Below are 22,054 nucleotides of genomic sequence, written 5' to 3' on the forward strand. Positions count from 1 at the left end.
GCGCTAGATTATCAGGGTGCCGATCAACAACGTCGCGAGTTCTTAATCTTTGGCCGCTAGGAGCACTGCAGCGAACTGAACCCAACAGCTTGCTCCACCGACTCAGTCGCACAACTCGCAACCTTTGTTGATGGTCGCGCGTTAGCTACTTCTCTCAATCCAACGAAGGATCGCAGTCGTGGGCAATGGCAACATCGATGTTGGCAAGGAAACCGCGACCCGCAAACCCGGCCAGCAGCAGATGGCGGGTGCGATGTCGCAGCAGGACATCCACGTCATGGGTGACAATGAATGCGCGCAGCAGAAGCTTGTGCGCCTCGTGGGCTGCCGCGATCCCCAAGCCCGCCTCCAGGCCAGCATGCGAGGGTCCGACTGGAAGAAACGGCAGTTCTAGAACGTTTTCGAGCGAAGCATGCCCTCGGACTTGATCCGAGGGTGGACAGCGGTTCGCGTGAAGAAAACGCGTCAAAACAAGAATCTAGAGCTTCGGTTCTGATTCAATCAGAACCGAAAATGCTCTAGCCCTTCTTCCACTACTGGATGAAGTCGCCGCACTTCTGCACGACAGCGTCGGCCGCGCCCCACGGCATGATCGGCACGGAAGAGGTCGAGTTCTTCGGCGAGCCTTCGATCAGCTTGTCCGAATAGACCATGTAGACAAGCACGTTGCGCTTGGCATCGCACCCGCGGACGATCTGCATCTTCTTGAAGAACAGGGACCGGCGCTGGCGGAACATGTCGTCGCCCTGGCTCATCTTGTCCTTGAAGCGGATCGGGCCGATCTGCCGGCAAGCCAGTGAAATGTCGGAGACTTCCTCCGCTACTCCCAGCCAGCCCTTGAAGCCGCCCTTCTCCGGCACCGTGAAATGACAGGCCACACCCTCGACCTCGGGATCGTCGACACCATAGGTCGCGAGCTTGTCGTTGGGCGAAATCCACTTGAACACGGTGGAGCGACGGAAGATCAGGTCAGGCTCGTCGGCAGCGACTGCCGCCTGCACCAGTCCCAGCGCCAGGACGACTGTGGCCAAAGCCAGCCTCTTCCAAGGCAGTTGCGGAGAAGTGATGGCTTTGGCGTGCATGATGGCTCCGCTACGTTGTTGGCGCGGCCTATGTATGGCGAAAAGGCTGCAAGAAAAGGCTGAAAGGAAAGGCTGCGCGCATTGAGAGGCGCGTTGGCCGGTTTAACCTAATGTGAGGCTTTTTTGCTACGCTTTCTACGAAAAGCGCTACGATCACAGAAGGGTTAAAGTGCCTGCGCTGGTGAACGTATTTCGCCTCTGCGACAACCAACCAATAGCGGACTGGGAATCTTAAGGACTATGCGCGTGAGCGGACGTCGGGTTTCAACATTGCATACTGCAAGTGAACGGGCTTGGAAGATCGCGCTTCTGGCGACGGTAGGCACGCTCGGCGCCGCCTCGCAGGCGGATGCCGCGCTCTACTACTACCGTGACTATGATCCCACCTACTATCAGCCCGAGCCGCAGATTCAGCCGCGGCGGCAGAAGCCGCGCAAGCCCGCTGCAAAAGCTGCAGCCCCGCAGAAAGAAACCGGTATCAAGCCTCAGACTCCGCTGATCATCACGGTCTCGATCCATGACCAGAAGATGCGGGTCTTTGACGCCAACGGTCTGTTTGCCGAGAGCCCGGTCTCGACCGGCATGAAGGGCCACTCCACCCCGATGGGTATCTTCAGCGTCATCCAGAAACACAAATTCCATCACTCCAACATCTATAGCAACGCGCCGATGCCCTACATGCAGCGGATCACCTGGTCGGGTGTCGCGATGCATGCCGGCGTGCTGCCCGGCTATCCGGCTTCGCACGGCTGCATCCGGATGCCGATGTCATTCGCGATCAAGATGTGGAATTGGACCAAGATGGGCGCCCGCGTCATCGTCACGCCCGGCGAAATCACGCCCGCTGCTTTCTCGCATCCGCTGCTCGCCACGCAAAAGGTGGCGCCGCAACCCGTTGCCGAAGAACCGAAGGTGGATGCTCCGCTTGGCGTCAAGGGCGACAAGGGCGCGGAGCTCAAGCCTGCCAACGAACCCGGTATCGAGCTGCGCGCCACCGTGGGTCATGCCGAGTTGCAAACATCGCTACGCGAGCAGACCCATACTGCGGACGCTAGCGGTGCGATGCCGGCCACCCGGCTGGACAACAGCGCGGTCGGCGAAGCGAACTCAGCCGGCGAGCAGAATCCGATCGACATCACTGCCAGCACGGAAGCTTCGAAATCCGAAGCCCTTGCCGGTGAACGTGTGAAAGCCGCGAGAACGGCCGAAGCGGTCAAGCAGGATGCACCGAAAGTCGACGCCGCCAAATCGACCGAGCCCAAGGAATCCGAGCAAGCGGCTGAGCCCGCCAAGCCGGGCGACGCGCCCGCTGCCGACGTCAAGAAGGATGGTTCACGTTTGCCGGCCGCCGCAAAGCTCGATCAGCCGAAGCGGACCGGCCAGATCGCCGTCCTGATCAGCCGCAAGGATTCCAGGCTTTACGTTCGGCAGAATTTTGCGCCGCTGTTCGAGGTGCCCGTGGTGATCGCGCCTGGCGACCGGCCGCTGGGCACGCATGTGTTCACCGCCCGGGTCGACAAGGGCGATCCCAACCTCCTGCGCTGGTCGGTGGTCTCGTTGCCGACTGCACGCACAGCGGTGCGGCTCGAGGAAGATGCCTACCCGGGACGGCGCCGCCGCGGCGCGACGGCCCCCGCCGAGGTCAAGCCGCAGCCGCTCGCGAGCAGCCCGGCAGAAGCGCTCGACCGCATCACCATCCCGCAGGACGCGATGGCGCGCGTCAACGAGGCGCTGACCACGGGCGGCTCGATCATCGTTTCCGACCAGGGCATCAACCAGGGCGAGACCGGCGAAGGCACGGACTTCATCATCCCGCTGCGCTGAACGTCTTGGCTGGGAGCGCAGACCAGCTCCGGCCTTCTCCAGCACAATAAATTGAGAAATTGAGGCTCTCTCCTCCGTCATTCCGGGATGCGCCGAAGGCGCAGACCCGGAATCCATCGGGCCACAACACGTGCGGATGAATGGATTCTCCGATGTGCAATTGCACATCGCAGCTCGCGCTTCGCGCGCCCCGGAATGACACGCAAATCGACGCCGCAAGCACGGCTTCGCCTCTCCGCCGTAACGTCTTGTTGAAAGCCCCGCTCCACCCGGCCGGGTTATTGTTCGGCGAATCTTCACGCTGAAGGGGAGTGGCCATGATCAGCCGCAGGATTTTTGTCGCGGGTGCGGTGGCGGTATTGGTCGGACCTTTGTACTCCCGGACCTTGCAGGCAGAGCCGGCGATGAGTCGGGTCACCGCCTACGCCTTCTCGTTTCCGGCGCTGCAGGGCGGTGACATCCGGCTTGCCGAGCAAGCTGGCCGTCCGCTCCTGATCGTCAACACCGCCTCGCTCTGTGGCTTCACCCCGCAATATGCGGGGCTGCAGGCGCTGTGGACGGAGTTCCGCGACCGTGGCCTCGTCATCATCGGCGTCCCCTCCAACGATTTCGGGAGCCAGGAGCCCGGCGGCGCCACCGAAATCGCCGAGACCGCGCATCACCAATATGGCGTCAGCTTCCCAATGGCGGCCAAGGCCGTCGTGAAAGGCCCCAACGCGCATCCCTTCTACAGATGGGCTGCCGAGGCGCGTCCGAAGGATGTCCCGCGCTGGAACTTTCACAAATATCTGATCGGCCGCGACGGCTACATCGCCGACGTCTTCCCTGAGTCGGTTGCGCCGGAGGACACGAGGGTCAAGACCACCATCGCCCGGGCGCTGGCGGCGGCCTGATCCCCTGCAATTTACCTGTGCAGGAAGTCGGCCTCCGTTGCATTGGCGGGGTGTGACCATCTAGGCTACTATTAGTTGGGGTGGGCGGCAGTTCGAGCGGGCTTTGGATACCTCCACCCGCACGATAGCTCTAGGGAACACAGCCATGCGCATTGCGGCAGGTCTGATTTTGGCGGGCGCAGTTTCGCTGCTCTCGTCCACCGCGGTTTGGTCGCAGACTCCCCCAACGGTCAAAGGTGCTCCCGCCGCCAAAGGCGCGAACGCCGCTCCGGCGCCCGCGCAGCAGGCGGCCACTCCGCAGGCGGCGCCTGCGCCGGTTCCTGCGGCCGCCCCCGCACAGCCACCGCAGCCCGCACGCGCCGCTTGCAACAATCCGAACGCGCTCGGCGTCGGCCGCACGGTCGAGATCGACACGACAGGCGGACCCGGCTTCGGCTTCGAGCATTTCAAGCAGCTCGACTTCCTGCGCGACCACGAGGTGGTCCTCACCTTCGACGACGGCCCGTGGCCGAACAACACGCCCGCCGTGCTGAAGGCGCTGGCGGACGAATGCACCACCGGCATCTTCTTCCCGATCGGCAAGCACGCGACCTACCATCCCGAGATCCTCAAGCAGGTTTACAATGCCGGCCACACCGTCGGCGCGCACACCTGGTCGCATGCCAACCTGAACAACAAGAAGCTGACTGAAGACCAGCGCAAGGACGAGATCGAGAAGGGCTTCGCCGCGGTCAAATGGGCGCTCGGCGTCTCGCCTTCACCATTCTTCCGCTTCCCGGCGCTGCAGCATCCGCCCGAAATGGTGACCTATCTCGGCACCCGCAACGTCGCCATCTTCTCCTGCGACCTCGACTCGTTCGACTTCAAGGCGAGCAAGCCGCAGACGGTGATCGACACCGTGATGAAGAAGGTCGACAAGCTCGGCAAGGGCATCATCCTGATGCACGACTTCCAGAAGCACACCGCCGAAGCCCTGCCCGAATTGTTGAGCCGGCTGAAGGCCGGCGGCTACAAGGTCGTCGCAATGCGCGCCAAATCCCCGGTGCAGGTGCTGCCGAAATATGAGGAAGAGCTGGCCAAGGACGCCAAGCTGCCGACGGTGAGCGCACGGCCGGTCAACAGCGTCGTGACGACGGTCAACGAATAGCCTCCCGAGTCGTCGTGCCGGCGTTGCGTTTCGAAGGCTATGTGATTGTCTCCGCCGATGGCCGGCTGGCGAACGCAAATAATGTGATGCCGAACGAATTGAAATTCGAGGGCGACAAGAGATTCTTCTCCGCCGCCCTCGACCGTGCCGACTTGATCGTGCATGGCCGCAATTCCTACGAAGACCAGCCGAACTCGCCACAGCGAAAACGCATCATCGTGACGCGCAAGGTCCCCGCCATCGCGGCCGATCCCGCGAATCCGAAAGCTACGCTCTGGAATCCCGCCGGCGCCTCGTTCGAGACGGCGAGCGCGCAAGCGGGTGTCACCTCCGGCACTGTCGCGATCATCGGCGGTCCTTCAGTGTTCGATATGTTCATGGACCGCTACGACACGTTCTGGCTGTCGCAGGCGCCGGGGGTGAACCTGCCGGACGGAGAACCCTGTTTTCCCGGCGTCCCTGCCCGCTCGCCGCAGCAGATCCTTGCATCCCACGGATTGAAGCCGGGCGAGCCGCAAATCCTCGATGCGAACCAAGGCGTCACCGTCACGCCGTGGCGGCGCGACACAGCGTGAGGCTGCCGTAGCCCGGGTGGAAGCGCCAGCGCCAGCATAACCCGGCGCCGCTCGCAAATACGGATACCGCCATCCCGGGTTACGCGTTCCGCTCCACCCGGGCTACAAGTCTCTCACGCATCACCGTAAGCTGCCTCAGTGCTCCGCGGCGTGCGGCCGTAGCCGGCGAGGATGAACAGCGCGCCGATGATCGACAGGTTCTTCAGCGCCTCCATCAGCGTGTGGGCGTTGTCAGGCGCCGGCTGATTCCAGAAATCGTGGAAGTAGAAGGTCGCGCCGACCACGAGGATGATGAGCAGGATCGAGAAGAATCGCACCAGCCAGTTCAATGCGATCATCAGGCCGGCGATGACTTCGAACACGCCGACCGAAATCGCGATCAACTGCATGATCGGCATTGCCGCCAAGGTTTCAAGCTGGTGCGCATAGGGCGCTGCAATCTCGGGAATGGTGATCTTGGCTGCGAAGGAATCCGCGGTCGCCTGGATCGCCAACAGCTTGGTTGCTCCCGAATAGATGAACAGGACGGCGAACAAAACTCGTCCGAAAGCAATGAACCCCGGCATAGTCGTCCCCATTGATCGCAGTCGTGAACCGAGCCCGGAACGATTATGGTCGTTCCGCCTGCCGCGAGCAATTCGAATTCGTCTCCGCCAAGATCATGATCCGATGAATCGGATCATGATCTCATCTTCTTGTTTGAGCAGGAGCTTTTCGGATCATGCTCTAGCCGAACAAGGTCGGCTGCGCGCGGCCCGCACGCTCCTGCGCCTCGACCGCGGCGACCGCCGTCATGTTGAGGACACCGCGCGCCGTCACCGACGGCGTGAGGATATGCGCCGGCCGCGCCGGGCCTATCAGGATCGGGCCGACGGGAAGCGCGTCTCCGAGCGACTTGATCATCTGGTAGGCGATGTTGGCCGCATCGAGATTCGGCATGATCAGGATGTTGGCCTCGCCTTCCAGCTTCGATGCCGGCAGCACCAGGTCGCGCACGGCCTTGGACAGCGCGGTGTCGCCCTGCATCTCGCCGTCGGCCTCGATCTCCGGATGCTTTTCTTTAAGGAGCTGCGTGGCGCGCCGCATCTTGCGCGAGGATTCAGTGTCGTAGCTGCCGAAATCCGAATGCGACACGAACGCGACCCTGGGCTTGAAGTTGAAGCGCTGGACGTGGATCGCCGCGAGCGAGGCCATCTCCGACAGCTCTTCCGGGCTGGGATTCGGCCGTACCTGCGTATCGGCGATGAAATAGGCGCCCTTGGTCGAGATCATCAGCGCCAGCGCCGCGTAGTCGCTGACCCCAGGCAGGAAGCCGATGATCTCGCGCACGTGGCGCAGATGGCTCATGTAGCGGCCCTCGACGCCGCACAGCATGGCATCCGCCTCGCCGCGCACCACCGCGAGCGCCGCGATGACAGTGTTGTTTGTGCGCACCACCGTGCGTGCCGCATCCGGCGTCACGCCGCGCCGGCCGGCGACCTCGATATAGGACTGCACATAGGAGCGATAGCGCGGATCGTCCTCGGGGTTGACGAGGTCGAAATCCTTGCCGGCCTGGATCGCAAGGCCGAACCGCTTGATGCGGGCTTCCACCACCGAGGGCCGCCCGACCAGGATCGGCCGCGCCAGCTTCTCTTCCAGCACCACTTGCGTGGCGCGCAGCACGCGCTCGTCCTCGCCTTCGGCGTAGATCACGCGCACCGGCTGCGTCTTGGCCTTGGCGAACATCGGCTTCATGACGAGGCCGGAGCGGAAGGCGAAGCGCTCGAGCAGCGCGGTGTATTCGTCGAAATTCTTGATCGGCCGTGTCGCTACGCCCGATTCCATCGCCGCCCTTGCCACCGCCGGCGCAATGCGCAGGATCAGGCGCGGGTCGAAGGGGCTTGGGATCAGCGAGCCGGGCCCGAAACCCTGCGTCTCACCGGTGTCGTAGCGCGACGCGACCGCATCCGAGGGCGGATCGCGCGCGAGCTGCGCGATCGCGTCGACCGCCGCATGCTTCATCGCCTCGTTGATCGCGGTCGCACCGACGTCGAGCGCGCCGCGGAAGATGAAGGGAAAGCACAGGACGTTGTTGACCTGGTTCGGGAAGTCCGAACGTCCCGTGCAGATCATGGCGTCGGGGCGCGCTTTCCGCGCCTCGTCCGGCATGATCTCCGGCACCGGGTTGGCGAGCGCCATGATCAGCGGGTTCTCCGCCATCTGCTTTGCCATTTCCGGCTTCAGCACATTCGGCGCCGAGAGGCCGAGGAAGATGTCGGCGCCGCCGATCACGTCGGCCAGCACCCGCGCATCCGTGTTCTGCGCGTAGACCGCCTTCCAGCGGTCCATCGAGGTGTTGCGGCCCTCATGGACGACGCCGTCAATGTCGCAGACCCAGATGTTCTTGCGCTGCGCCCCCATCGACACCAGCAGATTGAGGCAAGCGATCGCGGCTGCACCCGCGCCGGAGCAGACGATCTTCACCTCGGACAGCTTCTTGCCGTTCAGCAGCAGCGCATTGACGATCGCAGCCCCGACGATGATCGCGGTGCCGTGCTGGTCGTCATGGAAGACCGGGATCTTCATCCGCTCCTTGAGCTGCGCCTCGATCTCGAAACACTCCGGACCGCGGATGTCCTCCAGATTGATGCCGCCGAAGGTCGGCTCCAGCGCCGCCACCGTCTCGACCACGCGCTCGATCGTGTCGGCCTTGATCTCGATGTCGAACACGTCGATGCCGGCGAATTTCTTGAACAGCACCGCCTTGCCTTCCATCACCGGCTTCGAGGCCAGCGGGCCGATATTGCCGAGCCCAAGCACCGCGGTACCGTTGCTGACCACCGCGACCAGGTTCGCGCGCGCCGTCAGCGAGGCCGCCTCGGCGGGGTTCTTCGCGATCTCGGTGCAGGCGGCGGCGACGCCGGGCGAATAGGCGAGCGCCAGGTCGCGCTGGTTGGCGAGCGGCTTGATCGCCTGTATTTCGAGTTTGCCCGGTCGCGGCAGCCGGTGATAGGCCAGCGCCGCCGAATGGAGATCTTCAGAAGAGGATGACATCGTACTCTCGCGTTTCCGGCCTCAAGCTCTTATTCTATGCAAGTCTTGTTCTATGCAGTCTAACAAGGCCAGTTGTCCGGCAGATGGAGCCGGATGTGAAGCACGCCGGGCCCCCTCGATGCAACATCGGATCGCACTCCCGTCAACAGCCGCCCGCCTGCGCAATATTTGAAGCCATACCGCCCTTTCCTTCTCCGGTCATCCCCTTGAGAACATGGCAATTTGTCCCCGGGATGATCGGTAATTCGGAGCTGACCGGATGATACGGATTTTGATCGGCCTGATCGCCGCGGTCGTGGTCGCCGCCGCCGGCCTGCTCGGCTTCAATCTCTACGTGCAGCATCGCATGACCAGCGGCATCGAGGCCGCCTTCGCGCAGGTGCGCGCCGCCGGCGGCAAGGCCAGCCATGGCAAGGTGACGGTGGATATGCTGGCGCGCACCGTCACGGTCGTGGACATCGTGGGCGAATCGGCGGCGCAGCCACCGGCGCGCTTAAGGATCGCGAGCCTGACCGCCACCGGTGTCCGCCAGCCCGACCGGACCCGGGTCTCCGCGGAGAGCATCGAGCTGGCTGATATCGAGTTGGCAACCGAGGTGACCGACAAGGTCCCCGCCAGGGTGACCTACAAGGTGCCGCGCTTCACGGTGAAGGATTATTCCGGCCCCTCCACCCCGGCGCAACTGCCGGCCTCCGAATCCCTGCTCGACATCTATCGCTTTGCGCTCCAGCAGTTCACTGCGGTTGCGGCCTCATCGGTCATAATCCCGTCGGTGACCGGCACGATCAATGGTGGCGCGGCGACGCCTGATGGTGGCGAGTTCGCCTATTCGGGCGTTGCGCTACAAGACATCAGGGATGGCAAGGTCGCCAGCACCGAGGCGGACAGCTTCGCCTTCACGGTGAACACGCCGCAGGCGGGCAAGCGCGCGAAACTGACCGGCACTCTCTCCAATCTCGTCGCCCATGATTTCGACGCCGCTGCGGCCGGCACCGTGCTCGATCCCGGGAGGTCGAACGACGACAGCTATCACCGCATCTACCGGCAAGTCTCGGCCGGCCCCTATGTGCTGGCCACCGACCAGGGCATGCGGGCGCAGATCGACAGCATCACGGTCGACGATATCGCCGTGCGGCCGTCAAAGCTGCAACTGGCGGCGATCCTCGCGCTGATGCCGCAGCCCGGAGCCGGCCCTCCGACCCAGACTCAGGCGCGCCAGATCATGGCGAAGATGGCTGACGTCTATGAGGGCATCCGCATCGGCAATGCGGAATTGCGCGGACACACGATGCTGACGCCGCAGGGGCCTTTCAAGCTGGCGGCGATCCGCGCCAATCTGGAAAACGGCCGCGGCCAATTGGCGCTTGAGGGCCTGGACGTCGAGACGCCAAAGGGGCCGTTCAGGTTCGACCGTCTTGCGCTGAATTCCTTCGACATCCCGCAATTGATGCGCTTCGCGGCGCGCGCCAACGCCGAGCCAAGGACCACGCCGGATGAAATTTTCGGTCTGTTCAGGGTGCTCGAAGGCATCGAGGTCAAGGGCGCGGCCACGCCCTTCCGCGACACCGACAAGCTCGTCAATATCGACACCATCAGCCTGAGCTGGGGCCAGTTCGTCGGCCCCGTCCCAAGCAAGGCGCATCTGGTGGCGAAGCTGAACGTGCCCGTAGACGGGACCGATCCGGCGATGCAGCCGCTTGTGGCGGCCGGCATCGACCGGGCGGCCATCGCCCTGGATCTCGGCGCGGGCTGGACCGAACAGTCCGGCGCCTTCGTGCTCGCGCCCGCAAGCCTCGAGATCGGCAACCTGCTGAAGGCGTCCGCCCGCGTTGCGCTCGCCAATGTGCCGCGAGCCGTGTTCTCCACCGATCCGATGCAAGCAGCGAGCCTCGCCGGCCAGATTGAGGCCGGAGCCATCGAGCTCAGCTTGCGCGACGGTGGCTGCGTCGATCTGATCGTCGCGCAATATGCCCGAGCTCAGAATGTCAGTCGCGAGGCGGCGAGAGGTGCCATCATCGACCAGATCAAGGCGTTTGGCCAAGCCGTCGCCGCCAATCCCGATGCCGCCGCCGCGGTGGACGCCGTGGTCCGCTTTGTCGAGAGTCCCGGACAAACGCTGATCATCAAGCTGACGCCCCGCGGCAAGGTGCCGGGGCTTCAGCTCGTTCAGCTCCTCAAGACCGACCCGCTGATCGCGCTCGCGCAATTCCAGGTCGAGGCCTCGACGGGACTCTGAGCATCACTTATTGGGCAAATTCACCCTGATATGAAGTTCGCGGAGCTGCTTCGTCGTGGCTTCCGACGGCGCCCCCATCAGGAGATCGCCCGCCTGCTGGTTCATCGGGAACAGCGAGATCTCGCGCAAATTCGTGGTGCCGCAGAGCAGCATCACGATGCGATCGAGCCCCGCCGCCATGCCGCCATGCGGCGGCGCGCCGTACTGGAAGGCGCGGTACATGCCGCCGAAACGCTCGACCACGTCCTCTTCGCCATAGCCCGCGATCTGGAACGCCTTCACCATCGCTTCCGGCTTGTGGTTGCGGATGCCGCCGGAGGCGATCTCATAGCCGTTGCAGGCGATGTCGTACTGGAAGGCCTTGATGGTCAGCGGATCCTGCGTCTGCAGCGCTTCCAATCCGCCCTGCGGCATCGAGAACGGGTTGTGCGAGAAGTCGACCTTCTTGTCTTCCTCGTTGTACTCATACATCGGGAAGTCGACGATCCAGGCGAGCTCGAACCGGTCCTTGTCGATCAGGTTCAATTCCTCGCCGAGCTTGGTGCGCGCGAGGCCGGCGAACTTCCAGAACTTGTCGGGCTCCCCGGCGACGAAGAATGCCGCGTCGCCTTCCTGCAGGCCGAGCTGTTCACGGACCGCAGCGGTCCGTTCGGGACCGATGTTGTTCGCAAGCGGGCCCGCGCCCTCGCCGCCTTCGCGCCAGAAGATGTAGCCGAGGCCCGGCTGGCCCTCGCCCTGCGCCCAGGAGTTCATGCGGTCGGCGAACGCGCGGCTGCCGCCGCCCTTGGCCGGAATCGCCCACACCTGGTTCTTCGGGTCTTCCAGCATCCGCGCGAACACCTTGAAGCCGGAGCCGCGGAAGTGCTCGGAGACTTCCTGCATCACGATCGGGTTGCGCAAATCGGGCTTGTCGGTGCCGTATTTGCGGATCGCCTCAGCAAATGGAATCCGCGGCCAGTTCTTGGTGACCGGCTTGCCCTTGGCGAAGTCCTCGAACACGCCCGTGATGACCGGCTCCATCGCCGCAAATACGTCGTCCTGAGTCACAAAACTCATTTCGACGTCGAGCTGGTAGAACTCGCCCGGCAGGCGGTCGGCGCGCGGATCCTCGTCGCGGAAGCAGGGCGCGATCTGGAAGTAGCGATCGAAGCCCGACATCATGATCAATTGCTTGTACTGCTGCGGTGCCTGCGGCAGCGCGTAGAACTTGCCGGGATGGATGCGCGAGGGCACCAGGAAGTCGCGCGCGCCCTCCGGCGAGGATGCGGTGAGGATCGGCGTCTGGAATTCGAAGAACCCCTGCTCCTTCATCCGCTTGCGCATGGAATCGACGATCGCGCCGCGGGTCATGATGTTCTGGTGCAGCTTCTCGCGACGCAGGTCGAGGAAACGGTACTTAAGCCTTATGTCTTCAGGATATTCCTGTTCGCCGAACACCGGCAGCGGCAGCTCGGCGGCGGGGCCGAGCACCTCGATCTCGCTGACATAGATCTCGACCTGCCCGGTCGGAAGTTCCGGGTTGTCGGTGCCTTCGGGGCGGCGGCGGACCTTGCCGTCCATCCGCACCACCCATTCCGAGCGCAGCTTTTCGGCATCGTGGAACGCCGCCGAATCCGGGTCCGCCACGCATTGCGTAATGCCGTAATGATCGCGCAGGTCGATGAACAGCACGCCGCCATGGTCGCGAACGCGATGGACCCAACCGGAAAGGCGGACCGTCTCGCCGATGTGGCTCTCGCGGAGCGCGCCGCATGTATGTGACCGGTAGCGATGCATGGACTTCCCAAACAGATGTCGGAGGGTTCGAATCGGGCGGCCAGCGGCCTGCCCGAATTTGGGGGTCGGTTTACCCGAGGCCGCGAGGTGCGGCAACCAAGGGAACGCCCTGATTTGCGCCCGAACCGGACATTTTCGGCCCCGATGGCGCGAAGTGTTTGCCTAATCGGGGCCCGAGCCTATCTTTACACTATGACGGTGCATTTCCCCTTCCAGAACTCCTATGCGGCACTGCCGGCGAACTTTTTCGCCCGTGTCGCGCCGACCCCGGTTGCCGCCCCGCGCCTGATCAAGCTCAACCGGCCGCTCGCGGTTCAACTCGGGCTCGATCCGGACCTTCTGGACACCCCGGAAGGGGCGGAAATCCTCGCCGGCAAGCGCCTGCCCGAGGGCGCCGACCCCATCGCGATGGCCTATGCCGGCCACCAGTTCGGCCAGTTCGTTCCGCAACTTGGCGACGGCCGTGCCATCCTGCTCGGCGAGGTCATTGACCGGGACGGCGTCCGCCGCGACATCCAGCTCAAGGGTTCCGGCCCGACCCCGTTCTCACGCCGCGGCGATGGCCGCGCCGCGCTCGGCCCGGTCCTGCGCGAATACATCGTCAGCGAAGCGATGTTCGCATTGGGCATTCCCACGACGCGTTCGCTCGCGGCCGTCATCACCGGCGAGCATGTGATCCGCGAGACCGCGCTTCCCGGCGCGGTGCTGACACGTGTGGCGGCGAGCCATGTGCGCGTCGGCACCTTCCAGTTCTTCGCCGCCCGCGGCGACACCGATGGCGTGCGTGCCCTCGCCGATCACGTGATCAACAGGCATTATCCTGAAGTGGCAAAGTCGGATCGTCCGTATCACGCTTTGCTCGAAGGCGTCGTCGCCCGCCAGGCCGAGCTCGTCGCGCGCTGGCTCCTGGTCGGCTTCATCCACGGCGTGATGAACACCGACAACACCTCGATCTCGGGCGAGACCATCGACTACGGCCCCTGCGCCTTCATGGACGACTACAACCCCGCGCAAGTCTACTCTTCAATCGACGAGATGGGCCGGTACGCCTATGGCAACCAGCCGCGGATCGCGCTGTGGAATCTGACGCGATTGGCTGAATGCCTGCTGCCGCTGTTCTCCGACGACCAGGAGAAGGCGATCGAACAGGCGCAATTCATCCTCGGCGATTTCTCCGAGAAGTTCAGCGCCGCCTATGCAGCGGGTCTGCGTCGGAAGATCGGCCTGTTTAGCGAACGCGACGGCGATGAGGCGCTGATCGAGGGTCTCCTGGATGCCATGGCGAAAAACCAGGCCGACTTCACCCTCACCTTCCGCCGCCTCGGCGATGCAGCCCTGGATGCATCGGCCGACGAGAACGTCCGCGCCCAGTTCATGGATCCGCAGGCCTTCGACGAATGGGCCACGCGCTGGCGGGAACGCCTTGCCCTCGAGCCACAAACGCCGTCCGAGCGCCACTCGGCCATGTGCGTCGTCAACCCCGCCTTCATCCCGCGCAACCACCGCGTCGAAGCAGTGATTGCGGCGGCGACGAACGATGACAACTACGCGCCGTTCGAGGAACTGTTGACGGTGCTGTCAAAACCCTACGACGACCAGCCGCAATACGCAGCTTACGCCGAGCCGCCGCTGCCGGATCAGCGCGTGCTGCAGACATTTTGCGGGACGTGAGCCGACCTCCCCGTCGTTCCGGGGCGATGCGCAAGCATCGAGCCCGGAATCCATTTCGCCGGCAGCGCAGGCGGTCCAATGGATTCCGGCCTGCGCCTTACGGCGCATCCCGGAATGACGCGCTGAGCTTGCCTGCCTTCCTTAGCAACAATTCGCCGCTCCCGTCGTTGGCCCGACACCCATCAGCGATGGAGCATGGCATGAACGAGCGCAATCGCGATCCGGGAACTCCGATAAAGCGCGTCGAGCCGAACGGCGTCGAGCCTGAGTTCTCCGAGGATGATCTTCAACGACAGCAATTCGGTCCGCGCGGAGTGCCCGGGCAACCGGACCCGGCAAGGATGACGCCGCAACGGGCCAAGAAGACACCAAAGAATGCCGATCCGGGCGGACATACCGCCTGAGTGTTGGGAGACCGCGTATGTTGGACACCCTGTCACTGGCAGAAAATGTAGAGCATAACCTCGGCGATCGCGGCTACTTCGTCGCGCCGCTCGATGACCTCGTGACATGGGCGCGATCGGGTTCGCTGATGTGGATGACCTTCGGCCTTGCCTGCTGTGCCATCGAACAGATGCAGGTCTCTATGCCGCGCTATGACATCGAGCGTTTCGGCGCCGCGCCACGCGCCTCACCGCGACAGTCCGATGTGATGATCGTCTCGGGAACCCTCTGCAACAAGATGGCTCCCGCCTTGCGCAAGGTCTACGACCAGATGCCGGAGCCGCGCTATGTGATCTCGATGGGCTCCTGCGCCAATGGCGGTGGCTACTATCACTATTCCTATTCAGTCGTGCGCGGCTGCGACCGCATCGTCCCGGTAGACATCTACGTCCCCGGTTGTCCGCCAACCGCAGAGGCCCTGCTCTACGGCATCATGCTGTTGCAGAAGAAAATCCGTCGCACCGGCACCATCGAACGATGATAATCGCGGTAGGATCGGTAGAGCGAAAGCGAAACCCATCGCGATGAGCAAGCCGCGAATGATGGGTTTCGCTTCGCTCTACCCATCCTACGGATTTCGCTCCACTCAATCTTACGAAGATTTAAGGTGGGGCCCGGTGTGCCTAGGAGGCCGAGCCCCATAACCTCAACAACCTGCCCGTCAAGCTGTTCGGCTACATTGATATCCTAGTGCCGCTGGCCCACCTCGTATTGATCTGCCGCAACTGCGGCGCGCGTTTCATCGCGGGGTGAATTGGGAGAGATCGTTGATCCCGGTTTGTCGTTCCAGATCAGCCACCCGCTTTGTCATCATCTCGAACCCGTCGTCGCCAAAGAGCTGATGTTCCTTTCGCTCGAAATCCTCGGCCATTGCATCGAACCCATGCGCGGAAACCAGGCTCCTCAGCATCGGGAACAGCTCGGTGTCTTCGCGCGCTGCGTGGGGACGATACATCGCGATGAAGGCGCGAACCGAGTCGGTAAGCTGTCGCCGGTCCTCGCCATCCTGCCGACTGCCCGGTGCCGTTCGGAGGATCGTCTCGGTCACACCCCGCCCGGCCTTGTGCTGGATCAGCAGCGTGTCGACGAGGTCGACCATCTTTCCGGCTTTCTTGAAGCGTGGAAAGACCGCGTGCTCCTCCGACTCCTCGTGATAGTTGTGGATGAAGTCGCGCACGATCTCGGCAGCGCGCGTCATGACCGAGGGGTCGAAATCCTCCTTAGCGGCAAACTTGCGGAGCCCCGCTTCGTAGACCAGAAGCACCCGATCGAGCACGCCGTGCTCGCGCATCAAATCTTCCGGCGGCGTGACCTCTGTCTTCTCCTTTTCCTCCTTGGACCGCGCTACAGCGAGTGACGGCGGGATCAGTCCCGCGGTCGCGATGATTCCCGTCACGGCAGTCCCCGTGATCAGAGCGCGTTTCCTGATATCGACATCCCGGTTCATCTCACAGGCTCCTCACAGGGATGATGCCCGCCGTCATCCTGCTCTAGCGCCAAGCCGCTTCGTTCTTCTGCTCGTAATCCGTGAACGCTTTTTCCAGCCCGCCGATCACCTCGGCTGAAGTCTCGAACATGGCCTTGAGCTGTGGTTCATCGACCTTCGCGATGTCCTCGCGAAGGTGGGTTTTTATGTCGTGTAACGCCTTTCGCATTTTCTGCGTATGATGGCGGAGATCCCGTTCGGCGGCACTTGCCATGACCAGTCTCCTGCGTGCTGAGTTGTGATAGCCCGACGCAGTCGATGGACGGGCGTCACGGTTGGCGCGTTAACAGTTCAAGAGAACTGCGGTTCCTGCATCGATCCCGGCGCGGGAACTTGTCTGATGGGAATTCTGGACGATGAACATTGAGCGGACTTCAGACAGCGAGGCCAAACCTCCACGCGCGGGCTCGCCGCTCGAAGTGCTTCTGGTCTTCCTCAAGCTCGGGCTGACGTCGTTCGGCGGCCCGATCGCCCATATCGGCTATTTCCGTAGCGAATTCGTCGAGCGCCGCAAATGGCTCGACGAACAATCCTATGCGGACCTCGTGGCGCTCTGCCAATTCCTGCCCGGTCCGGCGAGCAGCCAGGTTGGTTTCTCGCTCGGATTGATGCGCGCAGGTTATCGCGGCGCGCTGGCGGCATGGACGGGTTTCACGCTGCCATCAGCCATCGCGCTCCTGCTGTTTGCCTATGGCGCCAGCGCCTTGAGCGGACCGGTCGGAACGGGGCTGGTGCACGGCCTCAAACTCGTGGCGGTCGCGATCGTAGCTCAAGCGGTATGGGGCATGGCGCGGACCCTATGCCCCGACCGCGAGCGCGCCTCGATCGCGACGGTCGCCGCACTCATCATCCTGTTCAGCACATCATCGGTAGCGCAGATCGGCGCGATCCTGCTCGGCGGCATCGCCGGACTATGGCTCTGCCGCGCCGCGCAGCCGAGCGGAGAAAGCCATTTCGCCGTGCCGGTGTCCCGCGCCGCCGCCCTCGTCGCACTGGCGGCGTTCCTGATCCTGCTCGTCGGCCTGCCGGTCCTGGCACGGCTGTGGCCGTACGCGGGCATTGCCTTGTTCGACGCCTTCTATCGCTCCGGCGCGCTCGTGTTTGGCGGCGGCCATGTCGTGCTGCCGCTGCTGCGCGAGGCCGTGGTGACGCGGGGCTGGGTCGGCGACGACGTATTCCTGACCGGCTATGGCGCCGCCCAGGCCGTCCCAGGACCGCTCTTCACCTTCGCCGCCTATCTCGGCGCCGTCGTCAAAACGTCGCCGCACGGCATCGCCGGAGCCCTCATCGGCTTGTTCGGCATATTCCTTCCGGGCGTCCTGATCCTGCTGGCAGCGCTGCCGTACTGGGACAGCTTTCGCAAACGTGCGGGCGCCCAGGCGATGATGCGCGGCGTGAACGCAGCGGTCGTCGGCATCCTGGGCGCGGCGCTCTACAATCCGGTATGGACCAACACGGTGCAGACGCCCACGGACTTTGCGATTGCCCTCGTCGGATTCGTGCTGCTCATCGCCTGGCGCGCACCGCCGCTCGTGGTCGTCGCCTTCAGCGCCATCGCGGGAATTGGCGCGGCGATCCTGTGACGCTTGACCAGTGTTTTCCCGGATAGGATTTCGGTCGCCTTCGTGTTCTAGGGTGAGGCGTTCATGTAGGCATATTTACGTGCGCCCGGCAGCCAACACTGTCGGGCTATTCGTTAACCGCAGGATGGGTACTCGAGCCATTCCCTCACCCTGAGGAGGTTGCGAAGCGACCGTCTCGAAGGGCGAGGCCACCGGCGGGGCCTCATGGTTCTCAAGGCGATGCGAAGCAGCCTCCGGAGACGCACGGAGCCTGTCATTCGGGCCGCGCTTTGCGCGGACCCGGTGCGCTCCTCACCATGAGGGGGTGACATCAGTGCCCGCCTCACCAGCGACCGTCACGCGGCCCCGCCATTAACCCGGCATCCACCATCGCGGCGGCGGACGGCCGGTAACCAAATCCCTTAACAGACCGTCAACCCGATCCCGACAAGTCTTACGACTTTGTTAGGGAGATTGCCGATGGAAGCCTTTGCTCTTGAATTCGTGGGAATGGCGATGGTGGCTCTCTGCCTGGTCGTGCTCGCAATGCCCGCCGCTCGGCGGCCCTCCAGGCACGGTCGTCACGAGTAAGGCGGCGGCCCAACCACCGTTTTCGCGCCCTGCGACGCCCACGCGGCGTCCGCCGCCTGTTCCGCGCGGCCTGACCTGAGCCTATGCAGGGCCAGAATTGCAGCCAAGCCCCTTGACATACCTGCGCTTTCGGCAGAACGCGTGTCGGAAGCGTCATGGACTGTTCATGGATCTGATTAACACCACCTGGGAACTGCAGGCGGCCTGCGACCGCTTGGCCGCCCACCCCGTTATCACCGTCGACACCGAGTTCCTGCGGGAAACGACCTACTACCCCCTGCTCTGCGTGCTGCAAATGGCGAGCCCGGACGAGGCCGTCGTGATCGACGCGCTCGCTCCCGACATCGACCTCACACCGTTCTTCAAGTTGATGGCCAACGAGCAGGTGCTGAAGGTATTCCACGCCGCCCGGCAGGACATCGAGATCGTCTGGCACCGCGCCAACACCATCCCGCACCCGATCTTCGACACGCAGGTTGCGGCCATGGTGCTCGGCTATGGCGACAGCATCGCCTATGACCAGCTCGTCGAGCGCATCACCGGCCATCGGCCGGACAAGACCCACCGCTTCACCGACTGGTCGCGCCGCCCGCTCAGCGCCGAGCAGACCCAATACGCGGTCTCCGACGTCACGCATTTGCGCGACGTCTTCACCGCGCTCGATGCCGACCTGAAGAAGCGCGGCCGCAACGACTGGGTCAGCGAGGAGATGGAGATCCTGACCTCGCCCCGCACCTACGACTTCCATCCGGAGCGCGCCTGGGAGCGGCTGAAAACCAGGGTGCGGAAGCCGCGCGAGCTCGCGGTGCTGATCGAGGTCGCCGCATGGCGCGAGCAGGAGGCGCAGAGTCGCGACGTGCCGCGTTCGCGCGTGCTGAAGGACGAGGCGGTGGGCGATATCGCAACGCATGCGCCGACGTCGCTGGAGAAGCTTGCCAACCTACGCTCGCTGCCGAAAGGATTTGAGCGCTCGAAATGGGGCACGGACATCATTGCCGCCGTGCAGCGCGGGCTCGCCCGGGATTTCGCCAAGCTGCCGAAGATCGAGAAGCCGCGCAACAATTCCAACGGTGCAGCGATCGTCGAACTGTTGAAGGTGCTGCTCAGGATGACGTCCGAGCGGCACGCAGTCGCAAGCAAGGTGATCGCGACCGTCGACGATCTCGAGCAGATCGCCGCCGACGATCATGCCGACGTCGCCGCCCTGCACGGCTGGCGCCGCGAATTATTCGGCGAAGCGGCGCTCAAGCTCAAGCACGGCCGGCTGGCGCTTGCGATCGACAAGGGACGCGTGGTCAAGGTGGAACGCGCCAAGGAGTAGCCGGGTAGTTATCGCCGTGCGCAAACCCAGCGGACTTGTGTTGAAATTCCAGGTCGCAAGCAACACTTTGTGCACTTTCATCCCATAGGTTGCGGCATCATCCCTTTACACGGGACAAGAAACGTATGCCGCATGATCTGGTCGGCAGCGCTGCGCCCATGCAGCGCAAGAAACTTGAAGACGCGCTTCGCCCTGAGTGGGGAGATTTGCGGGTGTTCCTGCTCTGCGCACGGAGCCGCAGCTTCAGCCGCGCCGCCGACGTCCTCGGCGTGCCGGCAACCGCAATGATGCGCAAGATCGACAAGCTCGAGGACGATCTCGGCTGCCAACTGTTTTCGCGCGACGAGGCACAACTGGCGCTGACCGGCGAAGGACGGGCGCTGCTGTTCGATGTGGAACAGATGGAGCGTCTCAGCCTCAACATCGTCAGGCGCGCGCGGGCGCCGGCGGAGGTGAGCGGCACCGTGCGGATCGCGGTGACCGAGGCACCCGGGAACTTCTGGGTGCTGCCGCGCCTGATCACGTTCGAGCGGACCTATCGCAACATCATCGTCGAGCTGCGTTGCGTATCTGACTGCGCTGAAGTTCCGCGGCAGGAGGCGGACATCTCGCTGCAGGTCGAGCGCCCCAGCGATCCCGAACTGATCGCGACGAAGATCGGCCGGTTGCACATCCACGCTTTCGCCTCGAAAGCCTATTGCGATGCCTACGGCCTGCCGACGTCGCTCGACGAGCTAAGGCACCATCGCATCGTCAAGCAGGATGGCGTGCCGCATGGCGACGGCACCTACAAGCGGATCCTCGGCGTGGACTCGCTGGAGGGCATCGTCGGCATCTCCACCAATTCCAGCGTGGCCGCGTTCTACGCCGTCGAACAGGGCGCGGGAATCGGCTTCCTGCCGAGCTCGGTGATTGCGCTCGGCGCGCCGCTGGTCGCGGTCGACCTCGGCGTCAACCACCAACTGGATCTATGGCTCTGCTATCATCGTCAGTTCCGCCACTCGGACCGTCACACGCTGATGATCGAATGGCTGAAGAGCATCTTCGATCCCAAGGTCTATGCCTGCTTCCGAGACGAATTCATCCATCCCGACGAATTGACGCCGCTCATGGTGGGATCGCGCGAACATTTCGGATTGCAGAACTACGTGGCTCCAAAGCCTTTCCCGACCGAGACGACTACCACTTGAACTCGACGCCGAGTGTGCCCTGGTGCGACTGCATCGCGGCGCGGAATTTGCCGTCGTAGTTGAGATAGAGCCGCGCGGTATTGGTCAGGCTGAGCGACGCCGCCGCGCCGGCATCTGCGCCATATTGGCTTTCGGCAATGCCCTGCAGCGTGATGCTCTGGCTGCCGAGGCTGACGGTGACATCGCCAAAGTTCTGCGCGACATTGTCGACGAACTTGCCATAGGCCGAGAGGTCGAACACCTTCTGGTCGAAGATCCAGTAGTGTCCGACTTCCGCCCCGATCATCACCCGCATCCGCTCCACGGTGGCGGCGCTGGCGAAGACCGGATCGAGGCCGCCGAATTCCTGGAACGATCCGGTCCTGGCGCGGACATATTCGAGGCTCGCCTTCGGCACGATTCGGCTCTGGTCCTTGTCCCAGTAATAGCTGAGCTCGCTCAGCGCGCCATCGAGCTTGGCGTTGTAACCCGTCGTGGCAAAACCAAGACCGGTATCGCGACTGGAGCGGATGTTGCCGAAGCCGTGCACCACGGCGATCGCCCAGGTCCACGGCCCCTTGTCGACGGTGGCGTGGGCACCGAGTTGGCTCAGATCGATGGCCGCCGATTGCAGCGCGAGCGGCACATCGATGTCGGTGCGGCTCTGGTCGACGGAGAAACCGAGATTGATGCCTGGGGCGATCCGCGCACCGATGCCGGCCACCCCGCCCCAGGTCTTGCGGCGGTCGCCGACGAAATCCCCGACTGCGTCGTTGCGCGCGGAGATGCCGTAGCCCTCGAACCAGGTGCGAAAGCGCGGCGCCTCGACGCTCTCGGAGGCACCTCCTCCACCGGGGTTGGTCCGCCATAAGCGGTTGAAGCCACTGGTCGCCTGGTTGCCGATCCGCTCCAGGAAGTTGCTGCCAAGATTGGCTATCGCCGGGCCCGCCGCGAGATCGGCGTTAACGATGCTGGCTGTCGGCGACGGGATCGGCGCCGGACTTACGCTCGGCGTCGGGCTCGGCGCTGGGGGTGGAGTCGGGGTTAGTGTGGGCATCGTCGGCGGCCGCGATTGCGCCTGCGCCGAACCGATCGTGCCGATGGCCAGGCAAAGCGCGGCCGCAAACGCCCATGCAAGGCCGCGGCCCCCTCCGGCGGTGCTTGCTCGCGACGGACGCCACGAGCAGCGCATGTATTTAATTCCCAAACGACGCGAGCCTGAAAAATGCGAAAAAAGCGAT

19 protein-coding genes are annotated in these 22,054 nt (G+C 63.7%); 11 read left to right on the plus strand and 8 right to left on the minus strand.

Annotation, left to right across the window (positions count from 1 at the left end; genetic code table 11):
• Window positions 1–154: 154 nt before the first annotated feature.
• Window positions 155–340 carry a hypothetical protein gene (locus tag AC5ZG1_RS13260; RefSeq protein ID WP_456645236.1) on the minus strand — a complete coding sequence of 62 codons (186 nt, stop codon included), beginning with the start codon at window positions 338–340 and terminating at the stop codon, window positions 155–157.
• Window positions 341–533: 193 nt separating this feature from the next.
• Window positions 534–1,082 carry a CreA family protein gene (locus tag AC5ZG1_RS13265; RefSeq protein WP_051396930.1) on the minus strand — a complete coding sequence of 183 codons (549 nt, stop codon included), beginning with the start codon at window positions 1,080–1,082 and terminating at the stop codon, window positions 534–536.
• 240 nt (window positions 1,083–1,322) lie between these two features.
• On the opposite strand from AC5ZG1_RS13265, the gene AC5ZG1_RS13270 reads away from it, so the two are divergent.
• The 4 genes from AC5ZG1_RS13270 to AC5ZG1_RS13285 all read left to right on the plus strand — a co-directional run bounded on the left by AC5ZG1_RS13270 (window position 1,323) and on the right by AC5ZG1_RS13285 (window position 5,521).
• A complete protein-coding gene (locus AC5ZG1_RS13270) occupies window positions 1,323–2,906 on the plus strand; it encodes a L,D-transpeptidase (protein WP_496133126.1) in 1,584 nt (527 codons plus the stop codon).
• Between the two features lie 317 nt (window positions 2,907–3,223).
• Window positions 3,224–3,799, plus strand: a complete 576-nt coding sequence (locus tag AC5ZG1_RS13275) for a glutathione peroxidase (RefSeq protein WP_496133127.1) — start codon at window positions 3,224–3,226, stop codon at window positions 3,797–3,799.
• Between the two features lie 145 nt (window positions 3,800–3,944).
• Window positions 3,945–4,946, plus strand: a complete 1,002-nt coding sequence (locus AC5ZG1_RS13280; protein WP_496133128.1) for a polysaccharide deacetylase family protein — start codon at window positions 3,945–3,947, stop codon at window positions 4,944–4,946.
• A gap of 14 nt (window positions 4,947–4,960) precedes the next feature.
• Window positions 4,961–5,521 carry a dihydrofolate reductase family protein gene (locus AC5ZG1_RS13285; protein ID WP_456645241.1) on the plus strand — a complete coding sequence of 187 codons (561 nt, stop codon included), beginning with the start codon at window positions 4,961–4,963 and terminating at the stop codon, window positions 5,519–5,521.
• A gap of 113 nt (window positions 5,522–5,634) precedes the next feature.
• On the opposite strand, the gene AC5ZG1_RS13290 is transcribed toward AC5ZG1_RS13285, so the two are convergent.
• The gene (locus tag AC5ZG1_RS13290) at window positions 5,635–6,087 is read right to left on the minus strand and encodes a DoxX family protein (protein ID WP_130228060.1); all 453 of its coding nucleotides are present in this window, start codon (window positions 6,085–6,087) and stop codon (window positions 5,635–5,637) included.
• Between the two features lie 160 nt (window positions 6,088–6,247).
• Window positions 6,248–8,557: an NADP-dependent malic enzyme gene (locus tag AC5ZG1_RS13295; protein ID WP_496133129.1), complete on the minus strand. Its 2,310-nt coding sequence runs from the start codon at window positions 8,555–8,557 to the stop codon at window positions 6,248–6,250.
• A 259-nt stretch (window positions 8,558–8,816) separates the two neighbouring features.
• On the opposite strand from AC5ZG1_RS13295, the gene AC5ZG1_RS13300 reads away from it, so the two are divergent.
• Window positions 8,817–10,793 (plus strand): aq_1923 C-terminal domain, encoded by a 1,977-nt coding sequence (locus AC5ZG1_RS13300; RefSeq protein WP_496133130.1) that lies wholly within the window; start codon window positions 8,817–8,819, stop codon window positions 10,791–10,793.
• Window positions 10,794–10,796: 3 nt separating this feature from the next.
• Here AC5ZG1_RS13300 and aspS read toward each other — a convergent pair whose 3' ends face one another.
• Window positions 10,797–12,569 carry an aspartate--tRNA ligase gene (gene aspS / locus AC5ZG1_RS13305; protein WP_496133131.1) on the minus strand — a complete coding sequence of 591 codons (1,773 nt, stop codon included), beginning with the start codon at window positions 12,567–12,569 and terminating at the stop codon, window positions 10,797–10,799.
• A 192-nt stretch (window positions 12,570–12,761) separates the two neighbouring features.
• Between aspS and AC5ZG1_RS13310 the strand changes: the two genes are divergently transcribed.
• The 3 genes from AC5ZG1_RS13310 to AC5ZG1_RS13320 all read left to right on the plus strand — a co-directional run bounded on the left by AC5ZG1_RS13310 (window position 12,762) and on the right by AC5ZG1_RS13320 (window position 15,165).
• Complete coding sequence (locus tag AC5ZG1_RS13310) at window positions 12,762–14,240, plus strand: protein adenylyltransferase SelO (RefSeq protein WP_130228056.1); 1,479 nt, start codon at window positions 12,762–12,764, stop codon at window positions 14,238–14,240.
• Between the two features lie 200 nt (window positions 14,241–14,440).
• The gene (locus tag AC5ZG1_RS13315; RefSeq protein ID WP_051396938.1) at window positions 14,441–14,644 is read left to right on the plus strand and encodes a hypothetical protein; all 204 of its coding nucleotides are present in this window, start codon (window positions 14,441–14,443) and stop codon (window positions 14,642–14,644) included.
• Window positions 14,645–14,661: 17 nt separating this feature from the next.
• Window positions 14,662–15,165 (plus strand): NuoB/complex I 20 kDa subunit family protein, encoded by a 504-nt coding sequence (locus AC5ZG1_RS13320; RefSeq protein ID WP_080663859.1) that lies wholly within the window; start codon window positions 14,662–14,664, stop codon window positions 15,163–15,165.
• 258 nt (window positions 15,166–15,423) lie between these two features.
• Here the strand turns inward: AC5ZG1_RS13320 and AC5ZG1_RS13325 are convergent, their stop codons facing one another.
• Window positions 15,424–15,975 (minus strand): hemerythrin domain-containing protein, encoded by a 552-nt coding sequence (locus AC5ZG1_RS13325; protein WP_496133132.1) that lies wholly within the window; start codon window positions 15,973–15,975, stop codon window positions 15,424–15,426.
• Between the two features lie 199 nt (window positions 15,976–16,174).
• Window positions 16,175–16,384, minus strand: coding sequence for a hypothetical protein (locus AC5ZG1_RS13330; protein ID WP_496133133.1), 210 nt, complete (start codon window positions 16,382–16,384; stop codon window positions 16,175–16,177).
• Window positions 16,385–16,526: 142 nt separating this feature from the next.
• Here AC5ZG1_RS13330 and chrA point away from each other — a divergent pair, with 142 nt between their 5' ends.
• From chrA to AC5ZG1_RS13345, 3 genes are all read left to right on the plus strand, one after another.
• Window positions 16,527–17,753, plus strand: a complete 1,227-nt coding sequence (chrA, locus tag AC5ZG1_RS13335) for a chromate efflux transporter (protein ID WP_496133134.1) — start codon at window positions 16,527–16,529, stop codon at window positions 17,751–17,753.
• 736 nt (window positions 17,754–18,489) lie between these two features.
• The gene (gene rnd / locus AC5ZG1_RS13340) at window positions 18,490–19,644 is read left to right on the plus strand and encodes a ribonuclease D (RefSeq protein WP_028165885.1); all 1,155 of its coding nucleotides are present in this window, start codon (window positions 18,490–18,492) and stop codon (window positions 19,642–19,644) included.
• Window positions 19,645–19,769: 125 nt separating this feature from the next.
• Complete coding sequence (locus AC5ZG1_RS13345) at window positions 19,770–20,834, plus strand: LysR family transcriptional regulator (RefSeq protein ID WP_496133135.1); 1,065 nt, start codon at window positions 19,770–19,772, stop codon at window positions 20,832–20,834.
• Here the strand turns inward: AC5ZG1_RS13345 and AC5ZG1_RS13350 are convergent.
• Window positions 20,824–22,005, minus strand: coding sequence for an autotransporter outer membrane beta-barrel domain-containing protein (locus AC5ZG1_RS13350; protein WP_496133136.1), 1,182 nt, complete (start codon window positions 22,003–22,005; stop codon window positions 20,824–20,826). The genes AC5ZG1_RS13345 and AC5ZG1_RS13350 overlap by 11 nt on opposite strands.
• Window positions 22,006–22,054: the final 49 nt, after the last annotated feature.

The sequence above is a fragment of the Bradyrhizobium sp. Leo78 genome (assembly GCF_059512425.1).

What these genes read in the sequence shown, in the direction of transcription:
- AC5ZG1_RS13280 (WP_496133128.1), top strand. Translation starts at nt 3,945, where the DNA reads ATGCGCATTGCGGCAGGTCTGATTTTGGCGGGCGCAGTTTCGCTGCTC.
- AC5ZG1_RS13350 (WP_496133136.1), bottom strand. Translation starts at nt 22,005, where the DNA reads ATGCGCTGCTCGTGGCGTCCGTCGCGAGCAAGCACCGCCGGAGGGGGC.
- chrA (WP_496133134.1), top strand. Translation starts at nt 16,527, where the DNA reads ATGAACATTGAGCGGACTTCAGACAGCGAGGCCAAACCTCCACGCGCG.
- AC5ZG1_RS13265 (WP_051396930.1), bottom strand. Translation starts at nt 1,082, where the DNA reads ATGCACGCCAAAGCCATCACTTCTCCGCAACTGCCTTGGAAGAGGCTG.
- AC5ZG1_RS13315 (WP_051396938.1), top strand. Translation starts at nt 14,441, where the DNA reads ATGAACGAGCGCAATCGCGATCCGGGAACTCCGATAAAGCGCGTCGAG.
- AC5ZG1_RS13320 (WP_080663859.1), top strand. Translation starts at nt 14,662, where the DNA reads ATGTTGGACACCCTGTCACTGGCAGAAAATGTAGAGCATAACCTCGGC.
- AC5ZG1_RS13290 (WP_130228060.1), bottom strand. Translation starts at nt 6,087, where the DNA reads ATGCCGGGGTTCATTGCTTTCGGACGAGTTTTGTTCGCCGTCCTGTTC.
- AC5ZG1_RS13270 (WP_496133126.1), top strand. Translation starts at nt 1,323, where the DNA reads ATGCGCGTGAGCGGACGTCGGGTTTCAACATTGCATACTGCAAGTGAA.
- AC5ZG1_RS13310 (WP_130228056.1), top strand. Translation starts at nt 12,762, where the DNA reads ATGACGGTGCATTTCCCCTTCCAGAACTCCTATGCGGCACTGCCGGCG.
- AC5ZG1_RS13275 (WP_496133127.1), top strand. Translation starts at nt 3,224, where the DNA reads ATGATCAGCCGCAGGATTTTTGTCGCGGGTGCGGTGGCGGTATTGGTC.
- AC5ZG1_RS13325 (WP_496133132.1), bottom strand. Translation starts at nt 15,975, where the DNA reads ATGCGCGAGCACGGCGTGCTCGATCGGGTGCTTCTGGTCTACGAAGCG.
- aspS (WP_496133131.1), bottom strand. Translation starts at nt 12,569, where the DNA reads ATGCATCGCTACCGGTCACATACATGCGGCGCGCTCCGCGAGAGCCAC.
- AC5ZG1_RS13345 (WP_496133135.1), top strand. Translation starts at nt 19,770, where the DNA reads ATGCCGCATGATCTGGTCGGCAGCGCTGCGCCCATGCAGCGCAAGAAA.
- AC5ZG1_RS13295 (WP_496133129.1), bottom strand. Translation starts at nt 8,557, where the DNA reads ATGTCATCCTCTTCTGAAGATCTCCATTCGGCGGCGCTGGCCTATCAC.
- AC5ZG1_RS13330 (WP_496133133.1), bottom strand. Translation starts at nt 16,384, where the DNA reads ATGGCAAGTGCCGCCGAACGGGATCTCCGCCATCATACGCAGAAAATG.
- rnd (WP_028165885.1), top strand. Translation starts at nt 18,490, where the DNA reads ATGGATCTGATTAACACCACCTGGGAACTGCAGGCGGCCTGCGACCGC.
- AC5ZG1_RS13300 (WP_496133130.1), top strand. Translation starts at nt 8,817, where the DNA reads ATGATACGGATTTTGATCGGCCTGATCGCCGCGGTCGTGGTCGCCGCC.